Below are 16,641 nucleotides of genomic sequence, written 5' to 3' on the forward strand. Positions count from 1 at the left end.
AGGGAAAGTCTGCATGAATGGGACTTTTCCTTTTTCTATATGGTACAATGTTGTCGAAAAGAGTACGGGGGTAGATGAGATGAGTAGTGTTATAAAAATCGCGATTGATGGTCCGGCAGCAGCTGGAAAAAGTACAATTGCGAAAATGACAGCTGAAAAACTAGGGTACACTTATATCGACACAGGTTCGATGTACCGTGCGCTTGCGCATAAAGCATTGCGTCGAAGCATAGATACTACTAACGGCGAGGAGCTTGAAAATCTGTTGCAGGAAACAGAAATTGTTTTAGTTCCGTCTGGAACAGGGCAAGCTGTCATTGTAGATGGTGTAGATGTAACAGAGGAGTTGCGTTCACAGCAAGTAACAGCGCATGTATCGGCTGTTGCAGTTCATTCGGGAGTCCGACGGCTAATGGTTGACAAACAACGTCAACTTGCTGAAGGAACGGGTGTAGTGATGGACGGCCGAGATATAGGGACAGCTGTTTTACCTCATGCAGAATTGAAGATTTTCATGACTGCATCTGTTGAAGAAAGAGCGTTACGCCGTCATATTGAAAATAATGAGCGTGGCATTGAAACGTCTCTTGAGGAATTACAGGCAGAGATTAGTGAGCGTGACCGTGCGGATAGTGAAAGGGAAGTATCTCCGTTGAAACAAGCGGAAGATGCTGTGCTCATTGATACGACTTCGATGTCAATCGAAGAAGTGGCAAGCCAAATTAGTAAGCTTGCAGAAAAGAGGAAGAGCATATGAACTTGTATCCATTCGGGAAATGGTTGTGTAGTGTAGTCTTTTATCCGCTATATCGCATTCAGGTAATCGGTCAGGAGAACTTTCCGAAAGAGGGAGGCGTTCTGCTTTGTACAAACCATATTGCAAACGTCGATCCACCGATTGTTGGTATTAGTTGTCCAAGACCCGTTCACTTCATGGCAAAAGAAGAGCTTTTTAATGTACCTATTTTGAAGAGTGTTTTGCCAAGTGTTAAAGCGTTTCCGGTGAAACGTGGTATGAGCGATAGGGAAGCCTTTCGTAAAGCGTTGAAAATTCTCAAGTCTGGAGAGGTTGTTGGTTTATTTCCGGAAGGGACGAGAAGTAAGACTGGTGAATTAGGTAAAGGTCTTGCGGGTGCTGGTTTTTTTGCACTCAAAGGAGAGGGCGTCGTTATGCCTTGTGCGATTATTGGTCCTTACAAGCGTTTTAGCAGATTAAAGGTTGTTTACGGAAAACCGATTGATGTAACCCCTTATCGTGAAAGGCGGGCTTCATCCGAAGAAGTGACAGAAGTCATCATGAATGAAATTCGCAAACTAATTGAACAACATCAAAAATGAAGTAAGGGTTAATTTTTGTTTTTATGAATCAATTCGCATAATATAGAAGTAGAATTCTTTATAGGGGAGGACTACATAATGACTGAAGAGATGAATTTGGAAACGGTGAAAAGCTACAATGAAGGTGATCGTGTTACTGGTAAAGTGACAAAGATTGAAGATAAATCGGTGACAGTTGAAATTTCTGGAGCGCCATTTGATGGTGTTATTCCGATTAGTGAATTGTCCAGCCTCCACATTGAAAAGGCTGCAGATGCAGTTGTAGAGGGCGACGAGCTTGAATTGATCATCATGAAGGTGGAAGACAACACGTATGTCCTGTCAAAACGGAAAGTCGATGCAGAAGACTCATGGGATTCTCTTGAAGAGAAATTTAAAAACAAAGTAACGATTGAAACAGAGGTTAAGGATGTTGTCAAAGGTGGACTAGTCGTTGATTTAGGTGTACGGGGCTTTATACCTGCCTCACTGGTCGAAGATTATTTTGTTGAAACATTTGAAGAATATAAAGGTCGTATGATGACGTTCAAAATTGTTGAAATGGATAAAGAGAAAAATCGACTTATTCTTTCGCATCGTGCGGTGATCCAGGAAGAGAAAGATTCACAAAAAGGGGCTGTGCTTGAGAGCCTGAAGGAAGGTCAAGTGTTAGAAGGAACAGTCCAACGCCTTGCTACATTTGGTGCTTTCGTCGACATCGGTGGCATAGATGGTCTTGTCCACATTTCACAATTGTCACATGACCATATTGACAAAGTGTCAGACCTCCTTAAAGAAGGCGAGAAAGTGAATGTGAAAATTTTGTCTGTCGATCGTGACTCAGAACGAATTTCACTATCTATTAAAGATACGCTGCCTGGACCATGGGAAGGAATTGAAGATCGCGCGCCAAAAGGAGCTGTTCTGAAAGGAACTGTGAAACGGCTTGTATCTTACGGTGCATTTGTTGAAGTTTTCCCAGGTGTCGAGGGGCTTGTCCATATTTCTCGTATTTCTCACCAGCATATTGGAACTCCGCATGAAGTATTGCAGGAAGGTCAACAAGTTGATGTTAAAGTGCTGGAAGTAAATCATGAAGAAAAACGACTATCCTTGAGCATTAAAGACTTGATAGCAAAAGAAGATAGTAATGACTCCTATGGAGATTATGAAATGCCTGAAGAAGCATCTGGTTTTTCTTTGAGTGATGTCATTGGTGATCAGCTTAAGAAATTTTCAAATTAAATCTATTATTTTGGACGGCGTGTGAACAAAATAGGAACAAGTACTTGCGTGGATGATGATGCTTTTATAGCATCATCATCTTTTTTGTGTATAATATGAAGAAGATAAGCTGGAAGGATGTATGATTATGACTAAACCAACAGTGGCGATTGTCGGAAGACCAAACGTCGGGAAATCGACAATTTTTAACCGAATCGTTGGAGAACGAATTTCAATTGTAGAAGATGTTGCGGGTGTTACCCGTGACCGTATTTATAGCTCTGCAGATTGGCTGAACCACGACTTCAATCTGATTGACACCGGCGGAATCGATATTGGAAACGAGCCTTTTTTAGAGCAAATCCGTTCACAGGCAGAAATTGCAATTGACGAAGCCGATGTTATTATTTTCCTCGTCAATGGTCGTGAAGGTGTAACAGATGCAGATGAGCAGGTTGCAAGAATTTTGTACAAAACAAAAAAACCTGTCGTTCTTGCTGTCAATAAAATTGATAACCCCGATATGCGGGATATGATTTACGATTTCTATTCACTAGGATTCGGAGATCCGTATCCGATTTCCGGATCTCATGGACTTGGACTCGGCGATTTACTCGATGAAGTTGCTAAAAGTTTCCCAGAACCAGGTGCTGAACCGATTGAAGATGACGTCATCCGATTTTCATTAATCGGCCGACCAAATGTCGGAAAATCATCATTGGTCAATGCATTTTTGGGCGAGGATCGCGTAATTGTCAGTAATATACCTGGAACAACGGTAGATGCTATTGACACTTCTTACGAATATGATGGTCAAAAATACAAAATTATTGATACTGCCGGAATGCGGAAAAAAGGAAAAGTCTATGAGAATGTAGAGAAGTATGCTGTTCTTCGTGCATTAAAAGCTATAGACCGTTCTGACGTCGTTTTAATTGTCATCAATGGTGAAGAAGGCATTCGTGAGATGGACAAGCGGATTGCGGGCTATGCTGAGGATGCTGGAAAGGGTGTCATGTTTGTCGTCAATAAATGGGATGTCGTTGAAAAAGATGATAAGACGATGAATAAGTATATTGCTGATATTCGTGATAATTTCCAATTTCTTGACTACGCACCGATTTCATTTGTGTCTGCAAAAACAAGACAACGCGTCACGACTTTATTCGATAAGGTCAAACAGATTAGTGAAAACCATTCACTTCGTATTCAGTCGAGCGTCCTGAATGAAGTAGTGGAAGATGCTGTTGCAAGAAACCCAGCACCTTCAGAGAAAGGTCGTCGACTGCGTATTTACTATGCTACACAAGTTGCAGTTAAGCCACCGACATTTGTTGTATTTGTCAATGAGCCTGAAATTATGCACTTCTCCTATGAGCGCTTTTTACAAAACCGTCTTCGAGAATCATTTGGCTTCGAAGGAACGCCAATTCGACTCATTACACGTGCAAGAAGTTAATTTGATTCAATTTCATAATTACCTATTCTGATTTAAAAGACAAATATTTATATAAAGCTTTGTTCAATTACTCGTGAAATTGAGGTTCTATTCTCGCTGATTGGAGCGTAAGGCAAAAGCGGGGCGTTGAGGGCAGAGAGAAGGATACCTTAATTTCCGCAAAGAACGCAGAAATACGGACAATCGAACCCTACGCTGTTCGATTGGCTGAAGCCGTGTCCGCGGAAAGCGTCCGCCTGAAGTGGAAATCAACCTCGTTCGGATTTCAAGATTAATTGTTCAATTATGAAATTGACTCACTTGAAGAAAGGATGTATGAAATGGAGAAAGTAACTGTTATTGGCGCTGGAAGCTGGGGAACGGCAATTGCCTTTGTTCTTGCTGAGAACGGTCATGACTGCCTACTCTGGTCAAGACGTGCGGCTCAGTCTACCGAAATCAATGACTTGCATACGAATCATGCTTATTTACCAGGGGCTTCTTTACCAAAAACTTTAAAATCGACATCTGACCTGAAGGAAGCGGCGATGCATGGCGATATCGTCATCATTGCTGTTCCAACAAAAGGGATTCGCCAAGTATGTGCTGAATTGAATACGATGCTAGTTGGTCAGAAAATTGTTATACACGTTTCAAAAGGGATTGAACCCGATTCCTTGAAGCGGATATCTGAAATGATTGCGGAAGAGTTAGCATCAGACAAAGTACAGGCCATTGTAGCGCTCTCGGGTCCTAGTCATGCAGAGGAAGTTGTACTTAGACACCCAACGACCGTGACGGCCGCTTCTATCAATTTGGCGGCAGCAGAACGCGTGCAAGACATATTCATGAATAATTATTTCCGAGTCTATACAAATCCTGATATTGTTGGCGTGGAAATCGGTGCAGCACTTAAAAATGTTATTGCGCTTGCAGCTGGTATTTCTGATGGACTCGGGTATGGAGATAATGCGAAAGCTGCCCTTATTACACGTGGATTAGCGGAAATATCAAGACTTGGCATGAAGATGGGGGCCAATCCCTTAACATTTTCAGGTTTAACAGGTCTTGGTGATCTAATTGTCACGTGTACAAGCGTTCATTCACGTAACTGGAAGGCCGGCAATATGCTCGGACAAGGGAATAGCCTTGAGGAGGTCGTTTCGGGCATGGGGATGGTCATAGAAGGCATCCGGACAGCGAAGGCAGCTCACCAACTCGCAGCACTACATGAGGTATCTATGCCGCTCACCGAGGCGCTCTATTCGATTGTCTTTGAAAACGTTCCACCGAAAGAAGCAGTCGACCAACTAATGACACGGATGAAAAAGCAAGAAGTCGAAGATTTATTTGATTCGCAGTAATTTTTAACTTAATTCAGCAGGAGTTCAAACCCTGCTGAATAGCAGAACTTAGGCCAAGGTCGCCGCGTCCTGCGTGTGCCTTAATTTCTGCAAAGTGCACAGAAATACGGTAAATCGAACCCTTCACTGTTTGATTCACAATTACACCAAGGCGAAATTGATGAAAGGGGGGACTTATCTTGTCCTCGATGGATAAAATGTGGTTGTCTTTTTATGCAATGGGATTCATGGTCATTTCCATGGGTCTTATTTATGCGAGCCGACATAAGCTTCAAAATAAAGTACTTAAATTATTATTTGCCATCATCGCGTATGCTTTACTTATTTTTTCGTTTTTAGCGATGGTTTATCTCGTATTTAATGGCCCGACAGGAGGAGCATAATGAAGTTAACAGTGAAAGTAAAAATGGTCACCCTTTTCGCTTCTATTGTGCTACTTCTTTCAGGCTGCATGTTACCGGATGACGAAAAAGTAACGCAAGTGACTCCTTATCCGGATCAATTGGAGACCGTTCAAAAAGCAGTTGACGCATTCCGGGAAAATTCTGGAGGTCTGCTCCCTATTAAAACAAAAGACTTAGATACGGATATTTATATTAAATACCCTATTGAATTTTCTAAGATTGTACCCGCCTATACGGAAAAGATGCCTGCAAATAGCTATGAAACAGGTGGTATTTATCAATATGTCTTGACGGATGTTGAAGAAAATCCAACAGTCAAACTAGTTGATCTACGTTCAGCAGAACGAATTCGAGAATTAAATTTGCGTAAAAATATTAATGGGCATGTACCTTTTAACGAATCTGTTGGTGAAAATGTATATGCGATCGATTATAAAACGATGGGCTTCAAGGAACAACCAACAGTTCCAAGCCCTTATTCAGACATCTTTTTGCCGATTGTTGTCGGAGCAGATGGGGTATTTTATATTGACTACTCCATCGATCTCAATCGAATATTGAAGGACCAACAGCCGGATGTGAAAGTAGGAGAAGATATCCGCTATTTATTGGCTGATAACTACCCTGTATTACCGGCATATTCACTGCCATACACAGTGAATGAAAATAACGAACCTGTTTTTATGAAGAAATTGAAGTAAATCAATTACGCCTTGGCGTAATTGCGTCCAGATTTTGAATCGAGCTTGCTCGATTGACTCCTTTCAAAATCTGTGACATCCGCGGACCAACAGGATGTTGGTTATGCAACCGTTGCCGAAGGAAGCGGTGAACTTAGGTTGCCTTCCATTCTTCATTCAGCGGGAGTTTGAACATCTGCTAAACAGGAAACAAAATCGCATTCTTCTCGCCACATATAGAGGTCGGGGTCTTCTGTAGCTGACGCTTCGCCTCCAGTACAAAAGCATTTGCTGAATGAAGATAAAAAACGTTTCATGCTTCGCGCATGAAACGTTTTTTTTATACATAAACTAATATGCGCAGAAAAGGAGGACGATGGTTTGAAAGAAGAATTGTATGAAAGTCTAGCTAGACGTACGGACGGTGATATTTACATCGGTGTTGTCGGCCCTGTTCGTGTTGGAAAATCTACATTTGTGAAAAGGGTAATGGAAGAAGTCGTCATTCCGAATATGACGGAGGCGTCTGATCGGATTCGTGCACAGGATGAACTGCCGCAAAGCTCGCCAGGACCTATCATTATGACCTCAGAACCAAAGTTTGTGCCTGCACAAGGCACGACTGTTGCAGTAGGGGATGGAGAGTTAAAATTCCAAATCAGGCTTGCTGATTGTGTCGGTTATGTCATTGATGGTGTGAAGGGTTATGAAGATGAGGATGGTCCGAAGTATGTTCACACACCTTGGCATAATGAGCCGATTCCTTTTGAAGAAGCAGCGCGTATTGGAACGGATAAAGTGATTCGGGATCATTCTACCATTGGTATTCTTGTTACAACAGATGGCACAGTTAATAATATTCCTCGCGCGGCAGCTGAAGTTGCTGAAGTAGAGATTATTAACAAATTGAAAGACATTGGTAAACCATTTGTGATTGTTTTGAACTCCAAGATGCCGGCTAATGAACGAACAGTCTTGTTGAAAAATCAGCTGCACGAGACTTATGGCGTGCCTGTTATCGCCATTAGTGCGGATCAGCTCAATGCACAGGAAATACAGCTTATTTTAAAGGAAGCACTTTACGAGTTTCCAATTACAGATATTGATCTCCAAAAGCCAGATTGGATGGACGTACTAGGAAGCGAGCATGAATTGAATGCTAATGTTGATAGAGTAATCAACGAAGGTTTTCTTGAAGTGTCAAAGATTCGTAAGGTACAGGAGCTTGCGGAGCGGCTAAAAGATGAAAAGTATGTGAGAAATGCTGAAGTGATTGAAGTGGATGCCGGAAAAGGTAGGGCAATCGTAAAAATTGATATGGATGAGCAGGCTTTTCGTGAAATTTGTGAAGGTATTACTGGGCAGGAAATAGGTACGAAAAAGGATTGGCTGTTATTTGTTAAAGAAGCTGCTAAAGCGAAAAAGTCTCATAATATGTATGCCGAGGCGATTGATACTGCTCGAAAACAAGGGTACGGTGTAGCTCTTCCGACGATTGAGGATTTCAATCCTTCGGCCCCAGAATTGATCAAGCAAAATAATTTTTTTGGTGTTCGTATGAAGGCGACAGCGCCATCACTTCATATTATTCGAGTCGACATGGAGGCGGAATTCTCCCCTTTAATTGGCTCCGAATTTCACAGTCATCATCTTTTAAAAGAATTGAAAAATGCTTATTTGCATGACAGAGAAGCACTCTGGGAAACGCAACTTTTTGGGACACCACTTCATGAAGTGATGAAGGAAAGTATCCGTTTTAAAACTGCTTCCGTCCCTCAAAATGCACGAAAGCGTCTACGTGAAACGATTGAACAAATGGTCAATGATGGAAATAAAGGTATGATTACATTTATCGTATAACAGGAAAAGATCCGTCAAAAACGGATCTTTTTCTGCTTTTTTAGGGAAAATGTGCATGATAATAGGAAAACAATGATAATATTGTTGCGTCATGGTTTTTGTTGTGATACTCTTTTTACAGTATTGAAGCTTGTCTGGGAGGAAAGAAGTTCAACTCCTCCCAGATAAGGCCTCCGGCGGATGTCACGGATTTTGAAAGGTATTAAGGAGGGCAGTCTAAGTGCGCGACGTCCTGTCGCGACGACTGCATGACCTACTTCGTGTAGGCCTCATGCTCGATTCAAAATCCGGACGCAATTACGCCGAGACGTAATTGATTAAGTAATTTCCTTTTGAGAGGAGGTGAATGGTGTGAATAAAACAGAATTGATTAACTCTGTAGCTGAGGCAGCAGGTCTAACGAAGAAAGATGCTACAAAAGCTGTTGAAGCTGTATTCGAAACAATCCAGTCTACTCTTGCAAATGGTGAGAAAGTACAACTGATCGGTTTCGGTAATTTCGAAGTTCGTGAGCGTGCAGCTCGTAAAGGACGTAACCCGCAATCTGGGGAAGAAATTGATATCGCTGCAAGCAAAGTTCCTGCTTTCAAAGCGGGTAAAGCGCTTAAAGACGCGGTAAAATAATCATCAAGTTTACATAGAAGTCCGTCCGGCGTATCTGGTTATCAGATACTTTGGTCGGACTTCTTTCCATTCCACGTACTATTCATCGTTAAAAGAAGTAAGGGAACTGTACGGAAATGAGGGAGTATGCTACTATTTTTGATGGAATAGCTTTATTTCCGATTAAGGAGGATTCGTATGATGAATGATGTCGATTATGGGAAGATAGAGAAGGCAGTGACAATGATCCTTGAAGCGATCGGTGAAAATCCGGAACGTGAAGGTCTGATCGATACTCCGAAACGGGTTGCGAAAATGTATGCCGAAGTATTTGAAGGTTTAAATAAAGATCCAAAAGATTATTTCAAAACGGTGTTTCATGAAAATCATGATGAGGTTGTACTTGTTAAAGACATAGCATTCCACTCGATGTGTGAACATCATCTTGTGCCGTTTTTCGGCCACGCACATATTGCATACATACCACGTGACGGTGTTGTTGCCGGACTAAGTAAATTGGCAAGGGCAGTCGAAACAACTGCGAGGAGACCGCAATTACAAGAAAGAATTACATCGACGGTAGCTGAAGCGATGATGGACATGCTAAATCCGATTGGGGTTTATGTTGTTATTGAGGCGGAGCATATGTGTATGACGATGCGTGGTATTAAGAAACCGGGTGCAAAAACAGTGACGACGGTGGCACGAGGAATCTACGAGCAAGACGATATAAAACGAGCTGAAATTCTATCACTTATTAAAATGACTTAACGCCTTTGCGGGCAAAGCCTTTTTTGTGATATGATGAGACAATATATAACAGACAGGAGAGGTATAGTATGACACAACCTGACTATATTGTTATTAAAGCGCAAGAGGACGGCGTGAACGTCATCGGGTTGACGAGGGGCAATGATACCAAGTTTCACCATACAGAAAAATTGGATCGTGGTGAAGTGATGATTGCCCAGTTCACTGAACATACGTCAGCGATGAAAATACGGGGCAAAGCCGACGTTCATACGGCATATGGTGTTGTGTCAAGTGAAGGAAAGGAATAATTCTTCCGCGACGCACTCTTCCGGAGACGTCTTTGAATGGAGATCCGACGATGGAAAGACAAAAAATTAAACAGCATATCGAAAACTATATAAGTGATGTCGAGCATTCGCTTTCAGAGCCGATTGTGGACAGGGACGTAGGGCGGTTACCGATTGACGCTGCTAAGGCATTCTTCCTCCTGCTTCCGTTGTTGAACGGAGAGAGGTGGACGGAGCATGTCCATACAGCAGCTATCGCGGTGGGCGCAGTACATGCTGCGTTTGATGCGCATGATGCAATTAATGTGTCGGATGCGACGTCTAAACAACAACAGCTGACAGTGTTATCAGGCGATCATTACAGTGGTATTCATTATCGGCTTCTTGCTTCAATTTCAGAATTGGGCTTCATTCAATCATTATCGCGGACGATTGGGTACATTAACGAAGTGAAGACATCGCTTCACCAAAAAGTACCGAATGAACCCGCGCGATTGGTAGAGGCTGTCCGAATCATTGAAGCAGGATGTATAACAGATTTTTTACATACATTCGGTTTTTCACAATATACAATGCTTGCCAATGTAGCATTGCCACTTCTTTGGATGGAGAAGGGGGATGTAACGTCGTCTGCAAGTGAAGTAGCGCTTCAGCTACATGCCGAATTGCGGGATGTACTTCAGGCTGCTGATTTTCTAGAGCCGCTTTTAAAAGAGGAGATTCGCAAACTAGCATTGCCGCTTCTCGAAAAACCAAATTGAGGCTTATTTGACAGAAAAGGGGGATGACTCTTGGTAACACCTAAAGAACAAAAGGTCCATAAAGTGTTTGAAAAAGTATCCGTCGACTATGATAAGATGAACTCCATTATCAGTTTTAATCAACATAAAAAATGGCGGGATGATATTATGGTGCGTATGGACGTTCGAGAAGGAGCCCAAATATTAGACGTCTGTTGTGGGACGGCAGATTGGACGATTGCACTAGCTGATGCAACTGGAACTACAGGTCATGTAACTGGCCTTGATTTTAGTGAAGGTATGTTAGAGGTGGGGCAATCTAAAACCGTGAACTACCCTAATGTTACGCTTACACAAGGAAATGCGATGCTACTGCCTTTCCCAGATCATTCATTTGATTATGTGACAATAGGTTTTGGGTTGCGCAATGTACCTGACTATTTGACTGTCTTGAAAGAGATGAACCGTGTTCTCAAGCCGGGCGGTATGATTACTTGTTTGGAAACCTCACAAACCGAAATACCGATTTATAGACAATTGTTTCGATTCTATTTTAAATTTGTTATGCCTTTGTTTGGTAAAATATTCGCGAAGAGTTATAAGGAATATTCTTGGTTGCAAGAGTCTGCGGATGACTTCCCAGGGATGAAACAGCTTGCACAGCTGTTTACAGATGCAGGATTTACTGCTGTTTCTTATAAATCGTATAGCGGTGGTGCGGCGGCAGGCCACGTAGGATTTAAACAATAAAGACCGCAGGGGAAGGTAATCGTTTTGGAGAAATTGAAGTTAATGACACTTTATGCCGATTTTCGTAAGGATATCGCTTATATAGAAAAGGAACTTGAGCGCTCCGTCAATTCATCTTCCCCAACTATTCAGAAAGCATCACTGCACTTATTACGCGCTGGTGGAAAGAGAATACGGCCAATATTTGTAATCCTAGCATCGAAATTCGGTACTTATTCTTTGAAGGACGTGTCAAAGGTCGCTGTCTCTCTTGAACTTGTTCATATGGCGTCACTTGTCCACGATGATGTTATTGACGATTCAGATATGCGTCGGGGCTTTGAGACTGTCAGGGCTCGTTGGGATAATCGAATTGCGATGTATACGGGGGATTTCATCTTTTCGCGTGCATTGACGTCCATCGGTGAAATCGGATTGCCTGCAGTTCATCAGCTACTTGCAGAGACGATGCTTGAAATTTGCAAAGGTGAAATCATCCAGATTGATCATCAGCGCAAAACGGACCAGACTATCCGTGACTATTTACGTCGTATTAAACGGAAGACTGCATTGTTATTATCATCTAGCTGTGAATTAGGTGCCCTCGCTTCGGGAGCAGATCCTGTAGTGGTTTGGAAAATGCGACGATTTGGATATTATGCGGGAATGGCCTTTCAAATTGTGGATGATATTCTCGATATCACCTCAACGGACGAACAGCTTGGAAAACCAGCTGGTAGTGATTTACTGAACGGGCATTTGACATTGCCTATTTTATACATAAAAGATGACCCTGTATTCCAACCGTATATGGAGCGTTCATTTAACGGGACTTTAACCGAATCTGAGCGGGATGAAATGCTGTCCTATATCCGGGGGACGGACGCGATTGAAAAAGCTCAAAAGGTAAGCGACTTATATTTACAGAAAGCGCTTCGAGAATTAGATACGTTACCTAAAGGTGATTCAAAAAAAGCATTCGTACAAATCGCTGAGTTTATTGGTAAACGTAAATACTAATTACCGTTATTAAGTAGAATAACGGTGATCCCCTAGCATATTTGATTAAGGTTTTAGTTGAAAGAAATAGCATCAAATGGTACGATCGACAAGGAGAAATCCGGATACATACAAGAGGGAGTGTTTATAAATGGAAAGAACATTTTTAATGGTTAAACCTGACGGTGTACAACGTAATCTAATCGGTGAAATTGTCGGCCGTTTCGAAAGCAAAGGTTTCAAACTTGTAGGTGCGAAGCTTATGCAAATTACACCTGAGCTTGCTGCACAACATTACGGCGAACATAAAGAGCGTCCATTCTTTGGAGAGCTGGTTGACTTCATCACTTCAGGTCCTGTATTTGCAATGGTATGGGAAGGCGAAAACGTAATCTCTGTTGGTCGTCTAATGACGGGAGCAACAAATCCGAAAGAATCCGCTCCTGGAACAATCCGCGGTGACTTCGCAGTTACTGTCGGTAAAAATATTATTCATGGTTCTGATGCACCGGAATCAGCAGTTCGCGAAATCGGACTTTTCTTCAATGAAGAAGAACTTGTTTCTTATGATAAAACAATGAATAACTGGATTAACTAATCCGTAAAAACAGCCAAGCATTCGTGCTTGGCTGTTTTTGTTATTCCGTAATTGCCTCCAATCAGCTATAATGGAAAGAACATATGAACGGGAGGGATTACAGTGCCGGATTATGCTGCATTTATCGGGAATATTAAAAAGAAGACGGGTATCGATTTATCACTGTATAAAGAGGCCCAAATGAAAAGAAGGCTTACATCTCTTTATGAGAAAAAAGGCTATCGAAATTTTAAGGATTATTTCGATGCGATACATAATGACAAAGAGTTACTTGAAGAATTTCTTGATAGGATGACGATAAACGTCTCCGAATTTTATCGTAATGCCCAGCGATGGGACGTGCTTGAAAAAAAGATTTTCCCGAATTTACTTGCTCAAAACAAAAGACTGAAAATTTGGAGTGCGGCTTGTTCAACAGGTGAGGAGCCGTATTCATTGGCAATGGTATTATCTTCGCATGTGCCCGTGCGTGATATTGCTATATTAGCGACTGACCTCGATTTAGGTGTCATTGAGCGAGCAAAGGTTGGACTTTATCCTGAGAGGGCATTGAAGGAAGTGCCAGCACCAATTGTGAAACAGTATTTTAATAATGATGGTCATTATTATCAGGTCAAGGATGAAATAAAAAAAACGGTCACGTTTAAACAGCAAAACTTACTGGAAGATCGCTATGATACAGGCTTTGATTTAATTGTTTGCCGCAATGTTATGATTTATTTTACAGAGGAAGCAAAGGATCAAATTTATATGAACTTTTCTAAATCATTAAAAACGGGTGGAATTCTTTTTGTTGGTAGTACGGAACAAATATTCAATCCCTCTAAATATAATTTCGAGTCAGAGGATACGTTCTTTTATAGGAAAATATAAATAATTGATTAGTATCCGGGTAACTTTCCGGATATTTTTCATATAAACATATAGTCAAACAGACTTTACTCTGGTAAAGTGCTATAAAGCAGATAGTTGGAGGGGGAAATGAAATGAGGTATTTCACAGCAGGAGAATCACACGGTCCACAATTGACAGCGATTATAGAGGGGCTACCTGCCCAAATGGAATTGACGGCTGAAATGATCAATGGAGAGCTTTCAAGACGACAGGGAGGGCATGGCCGTGGCAGACGGATGCAAATCGAAAAGGATCAAGTCATTATTTCGTCTGGCGTTCGTCATGGGAAGACGCTAGGTTCACCGGTGACGTTAACAGTCGTCAATGACGATTGGAAGCACTGGACGTCGATTATGGGCGTTGAACCATTGCCGGAGGATGTTAAGCCGGAAGATGTGAAAAGGCAGATTACAAGGCCGAGACCTGGTCATGCGGATCTTGTTGGGGGCATGAAGTACGGTCATCGGGATTTGCGCAATGTGCTGGAACGCTCATCTGCTCGTGAGACGACGATGCGTGTAGCAATTGGTGCGGTAGCCAAGCAGTTTTTGCGTGAATTGGGTATCGAAACGGTTGCCCATGTAACAGACATTGGTGGATTTACAACAAACCCAGATACATATGCTGGAAAAGGGACACAGGAACTGCGTGAAATCATTGAGAACGATCCTGTCTACTGTGCAGACCCTGAAGCGTCCGAACGGATGGTACAGGCTATCGATGACGCGAAAGGTCGTGGAGACACGGTAGGTGGTGTGGTAGAAGTGATTATTGAAGGTTGTCCTCCGGGAATTGGAAGCTATGTTCAATTTGATCGCAAAATGGACGGCAAGCTTGCTGGGGCGATGATGAGCATCAACGCATTTAAAGGTGTTGAAATTGGGCTTGGCTTTGATATGGCAAAAATGCCAGGCAGTCAAGTGCATGATGAAATTGCTTGGAGTGAGGAACAGGGCTACTACCGTAAATCCAACCGTTTGGGTGGACTTGAAGGTGGTATGACAACCGGTATGCCGATTGTTGTACGAGGGGTTATGAAGCCCATACCTACCCTATACAAACCACTGGAAAGTGTCGATATTGATACGAAAGAAGCGTTTGTCGCAACGATTGAGCGTTCAGATCCTTGTGCAGTGCCAGCGGCTTCTGTTGTCGCTGAGCACGTCATTGCAACTGAAATGGCAAAAGCAATCATGGAGGAATTCCGTTCAGATACAATGGATGGTTTGAAACAGGGGATTGCACAGTATAGACGCTACGTAAAGGAGTTTTAATATGGGGAAGCTGACAGTCAATATTAAAAATCATGAATATGATGTTCATATAGGTCAACGGACGTATGAGTTATTTGCGACGAAATACGCGGAACTTTTTGCAAGTGTGGATCGGATCGCTATTCTAGCGGATGAACAAGTTGCTGCAATCCATTTACCACTTCTTCAAGAAGCGTTGGCATTTACAAATCGTGAAATTGTCGTTAAAACAGTTCCAGCGGGTGAAAGTTGTAAAAGTCCAGCCGTTTACGTTGATTGTCTGTCCTTCCTTTTAAATGAAAAGTTCACACGGGATTCTTTAATCATTGCGTTCGGAGGTGGTGCTTGCGGCGATTTAACTGGATTTGTTGCAGCGACGTTTATGCGGGGCATCCGTTTCCTGCAATGCCCAACGACGATTTTGGCTCACGACAGTGCAGTCGGTGGAAAAACAGCGATTAATATGCCAGAAGGGAAAAATATGGTCGGTTCTTTCCATCAACCATCGGGTGTTCTCTTTGATACAACACTTTTCACGACGTTACCGGCAAAAGAAATTCGGTCGGGTATGGCAGAATTGTTGAAACATGCATTGATATCGGATGGAGAATGGGCGGAAGAATTATTGTCCAATTCCTCGTTTTCACACCCCGCTATTGAGTGGCTTTCTTCTGAATTGTTAAAAGGTATTGAGGTTAAAGCGAAAATTGTAGCGGAGGATGAATTCGAACGTTCCACAAGGAAATACCTCAATTTTGGTCATACATTTGGTCATGCAGTGGAAGCTGCATGTGGGTTTGGTGGCTTGAGCCACGGAGAATCGGTGATGATCGGTATGGCGTATAGCCTTATTTTGAGTGAGCGGCACGGAACAGTTGATGAACAATTAACAAACCGATTCATCGCATTTTCCATTAAACAGGGTTATACATTCCAACCGATTTATGATTTTACATTTGATATATTTATGAGCTATATGGAAAAAGACAAAAAGGTTTCTTTTGGACAGTTGAATTTTGTATTACTAGACGGTGTTGGTAATCCTACTGTGAGGGAACTGTCGAAGGGGCAATGCGAAACAGCTTTTGATCAATTGAGGCAACGTGTGGAAGGGGATAGGGCAAGATGATGGTAAGGGGATTAAGAGGAGCAACAACTGTTCAACAGGATGATGAACAAACTGTTCTTGCAGCGACGGAAGCATTGGTCGTTGAAATGGCGGAGGCGAACAAGGTTTCACCAAAAGATATTATTTCTGTTTTAATATCGACGACGAAAGATGTGACATCGGCTTTTCCGGCAAAAGCGGTTCGCACAATTGAGGGATGGACATATGTGCCCGTAATGTGCACGCATGAGATGGACGTGCCGGGTGCAATGCCGCTTTGTATTAGAGCACTGATGCAAGTGAATACGGATACCCCACAGCGCTCTGTTAAACATATTTATCAAAATGAAGCTGTAAAGTTGCGACCTGATTTACAAAAATAAATTGTGC

The 16,641-nt window shown here is 42.3% G+C and carries 19 protein-coding genes; all 19 read left to right on the top strand.

What is annotated here, in order from left to right:
• The first annotated feature begins 79 nt into the window (after positions 1-79).
• The 19 genes from cmk to aroH all read left to right on the top strand — a co-directional run bounded on the left by cmk (position 80) and on the right by aroH (position 16,634).
• Positions 80-757 (top strand): (d)CMP kinase, encoded by a 678-nt coding sequence (gene cmk, locus MKZ10_RS08780; RefSeq protein WP_342509825.1) that lies wholly within the window; start codon positions 80-82, stop codon positions 755-757.
• On the top strand, positions 754-1,338 hold the full coding sequence (locus MKZ10_RS08785; RefSeq protein WP_342509827.1) for a lysophospholipid acyltransferase family protein: 585 nt from the start codon (positions 754-756) through the stop codon (positions 1,336-1,338). Before cmk ends, MKZ10_RS08785 begins: the two co-directional genes overlap by 4 nt.
• A 78-nt stretch (positions 1,339-1,416) precedes the next feature.
• Complete coding sequence (gene rpsA, locus MKZ10_RS08790) at positions 1,417-2,562, top strand: 30S ribosomal protein S1 (RefSeq protein ID WP_342509829.1); 1,146 nt, start codon at positions 1,417-1,419, stop codon at positions 2,560-2,562.
• A 127-nt stretch (positions 2,563-2,689) separates the two neighbouring features.
• Positions 2,690-4,000: a ribosome biogenesis GTPase Der gene (gene der / locus MKZ10_RS08795; protein WP_342509831.1), complete on the top strand. Its 1,311-nt coding sequence runs from the start codon at positions 2,690-2,692 to the stop codon at positions 3,998-4,000.
• Between the two features lie 320 nt (positions 4,001-4,320).
• A complete protein-coding gene (locus tag MKZ10_RS08800; RefSeq protein WP_342509833.1) occupies positions 4,321-5,343 on the top strand; it encodes an NAD(P)H-dependent glycerol-3-phosphate dehydrogenase in 1,023 nt (340 codons plus the stop codon).
• Positions 5,344-5,522: 179 nt separating this feature from the next.
• Positions 5,523-5,726: a DUF2768 domain-containing protein gene (locus tag MKZ10_RS08805; RefSeq protein WP_342509836.1), complete on the top strand. Its 204-nt coding sequence runs from the start codon at positions 5,523-5,525 to the stop codon at positions 5,724-5,726.
• Positions 5,726-6,448 carry a hypothetical protein gene (locus MKZ10_RS08810; protein ID WP_342509838.1) on the top strand — a complete coding sequence of 241 codons (723 nt, stop codon included), beginning with the start codon at positions 5,726-5,728 and terminating at the stop codon, positions 6,446-6,448. The genes MKZ10_RS08805 and MKZ10_RS08810 overlap by 1 nt, the downstream gene beginning before the upstream one ends.
• Positions 6,449-6,808: 360 nt before the next feature.
• A complete protein-coding gene (gene spoIVA, locus MKZ10_RS08815; protein ID WP_342509840.1) occupies positions 6,809-8,287 on the top strand; it encodes a stage IV sporulation protein A in 1,479 nt (492 codons plus the stop codon).
• A 351-nt stretch (positions 8,288-8,638) separates the two neighbouring features.
• Positions 8,639-8,911 carry an HU family DNA-binding protein gene (locus tag MKZ10_RS08820; protein ID WP_342509843.1) on the top strand — a complete coding sequence of 91 codons (273 nt, stop codon included), beginning with the start codon at positions 8,639-8,641 and terminating at the stop codon, positions 8,909-8,911.
• Positions 8,912-9,091: 180 nt separating this feature from the next.
• Entirely contained in the window at positions 9,092-9,661 is a 570-nt protein-coding gene (gene folE / locus MKZ10_RS08825; protein WP_342510114.1) for a GTP cyclohydrolase I FolE, read from the top strand.
• A gap of 68 nt (positions 9,662-9,729) precedes the next feature.
• A complete protein-coding gene (gene mtrB / locus MKZ10_RS08830; RefSeq protein WP_203246458.1) occupies positions 9,730-9,951 on the top strand; it encodes a trp RNA-binding attenuation protein MtrB in 222 nt (73 codons plus the stop codon).
• Between the two features lie 50 nt (positions 9,952-10,001).
• Entirely contained in the window at positions 10,002-10,691 is a 690-nt protein-coding gene (locus MKZ10_RS08835; RefSeq protein ID WP_342509846.1) for a heptaprenyl diphosphate synthase component 1, read from the top strand.
• A 30-nt stretch (positions 10,692-10,721) separates the two neighbouring features.
• Positions 10,722-11,420 (top strand): demethylmenaquinone methyltransferase, encoded by a 699-nt coding sequence (locus MKZ10_RS08840; protein ID WP_342509848.1) that lies wholly within the window; start codon positions 10,722-10,724, stop codon positions 11,418-11,420.
• A 24-nt stretch (positions 11,421-11,444) separates the two neighbouring features.
• On the top strand, positions 11,445-12,419 hold the full coding sequence (locus MKZ10_RS08845) for a polyprenyl synthetase family protein (protein ID WP_342509850.1): 975 nt from the start codon (positions 11,445-11,447) through the stop codon (positions 12,417-12,419).
• Between the two features lie 130 nt (positions 12,420-12,549).
• Entirely contained in the window at positions 12,550-12,996 is a 447-nt protein-coding gene (ndk, locus tag MKZ10_RS08850; RefSeq protein ID WP_342509852.1) for a nucleoside-diphosphate kinase, read from the top strand.
• Between the two features lie 102 nt (positions 12,997-13,098).
• A complete protein-coding gene (locus MKZ10_RS08855; RefSeq protein ID WP_342509854.1) occupies positions 13,099-13,869 on the top strand; it encodes a protein-glutamate O-methyltransferase CheR in 771 nt (256 codons plus the stop codon).
• Between the two features lie 113 nt (positions 13,870-13,982).
• Entirely contained in the window at positions 13,983-15,164 is a 1,182-nt protein-coding gene (aroC, locus tag MKZ10_RS08860) for a chorismate synthase (protein WP_342509856.1), read from the top strand.
• 1 nt (position 15,165) lies between these two features.
• The gene (gene aroB, locus MKZ10_RS08865; protein WP_342509858.1) at positions 15,166-16,272 is read left to right on the top strand and encodes a 3-dehydroquinate synthase; all 1,107 of its coding nucleotides are present in this window, start codon (positions 15,166-15,168) and stop codon (positions 16,270-16,272) included.
• Positions 16,272-16,634: a chorismate mutase gene (aroH, locus tag MKZ10_RS08870; RefSeq protein ID WP_342510116.1), complete on the top strand. Its 363-nt coding sequence runs from the start codon at positions 16,272-16,274 to the stop codon at positions 16,632-16,634. The genes aroB and aroH overlap by 1 nt, the downstream gene beginning before the upstream one ends.
• The last annotated feature ends 7 nt before the right edge of the window (positions 16,635-16,641 follow it).

This window comes from Sporosarcina sp. FSL K6-2383, from assembly GCF_038618305.1.
In the GTDB taxonomy this organism is placed as follows: domain Bacteria; phylum Bacillota; class Bacilli; order Bacillales_A; family Planococcaceae; genus Sporosarcina.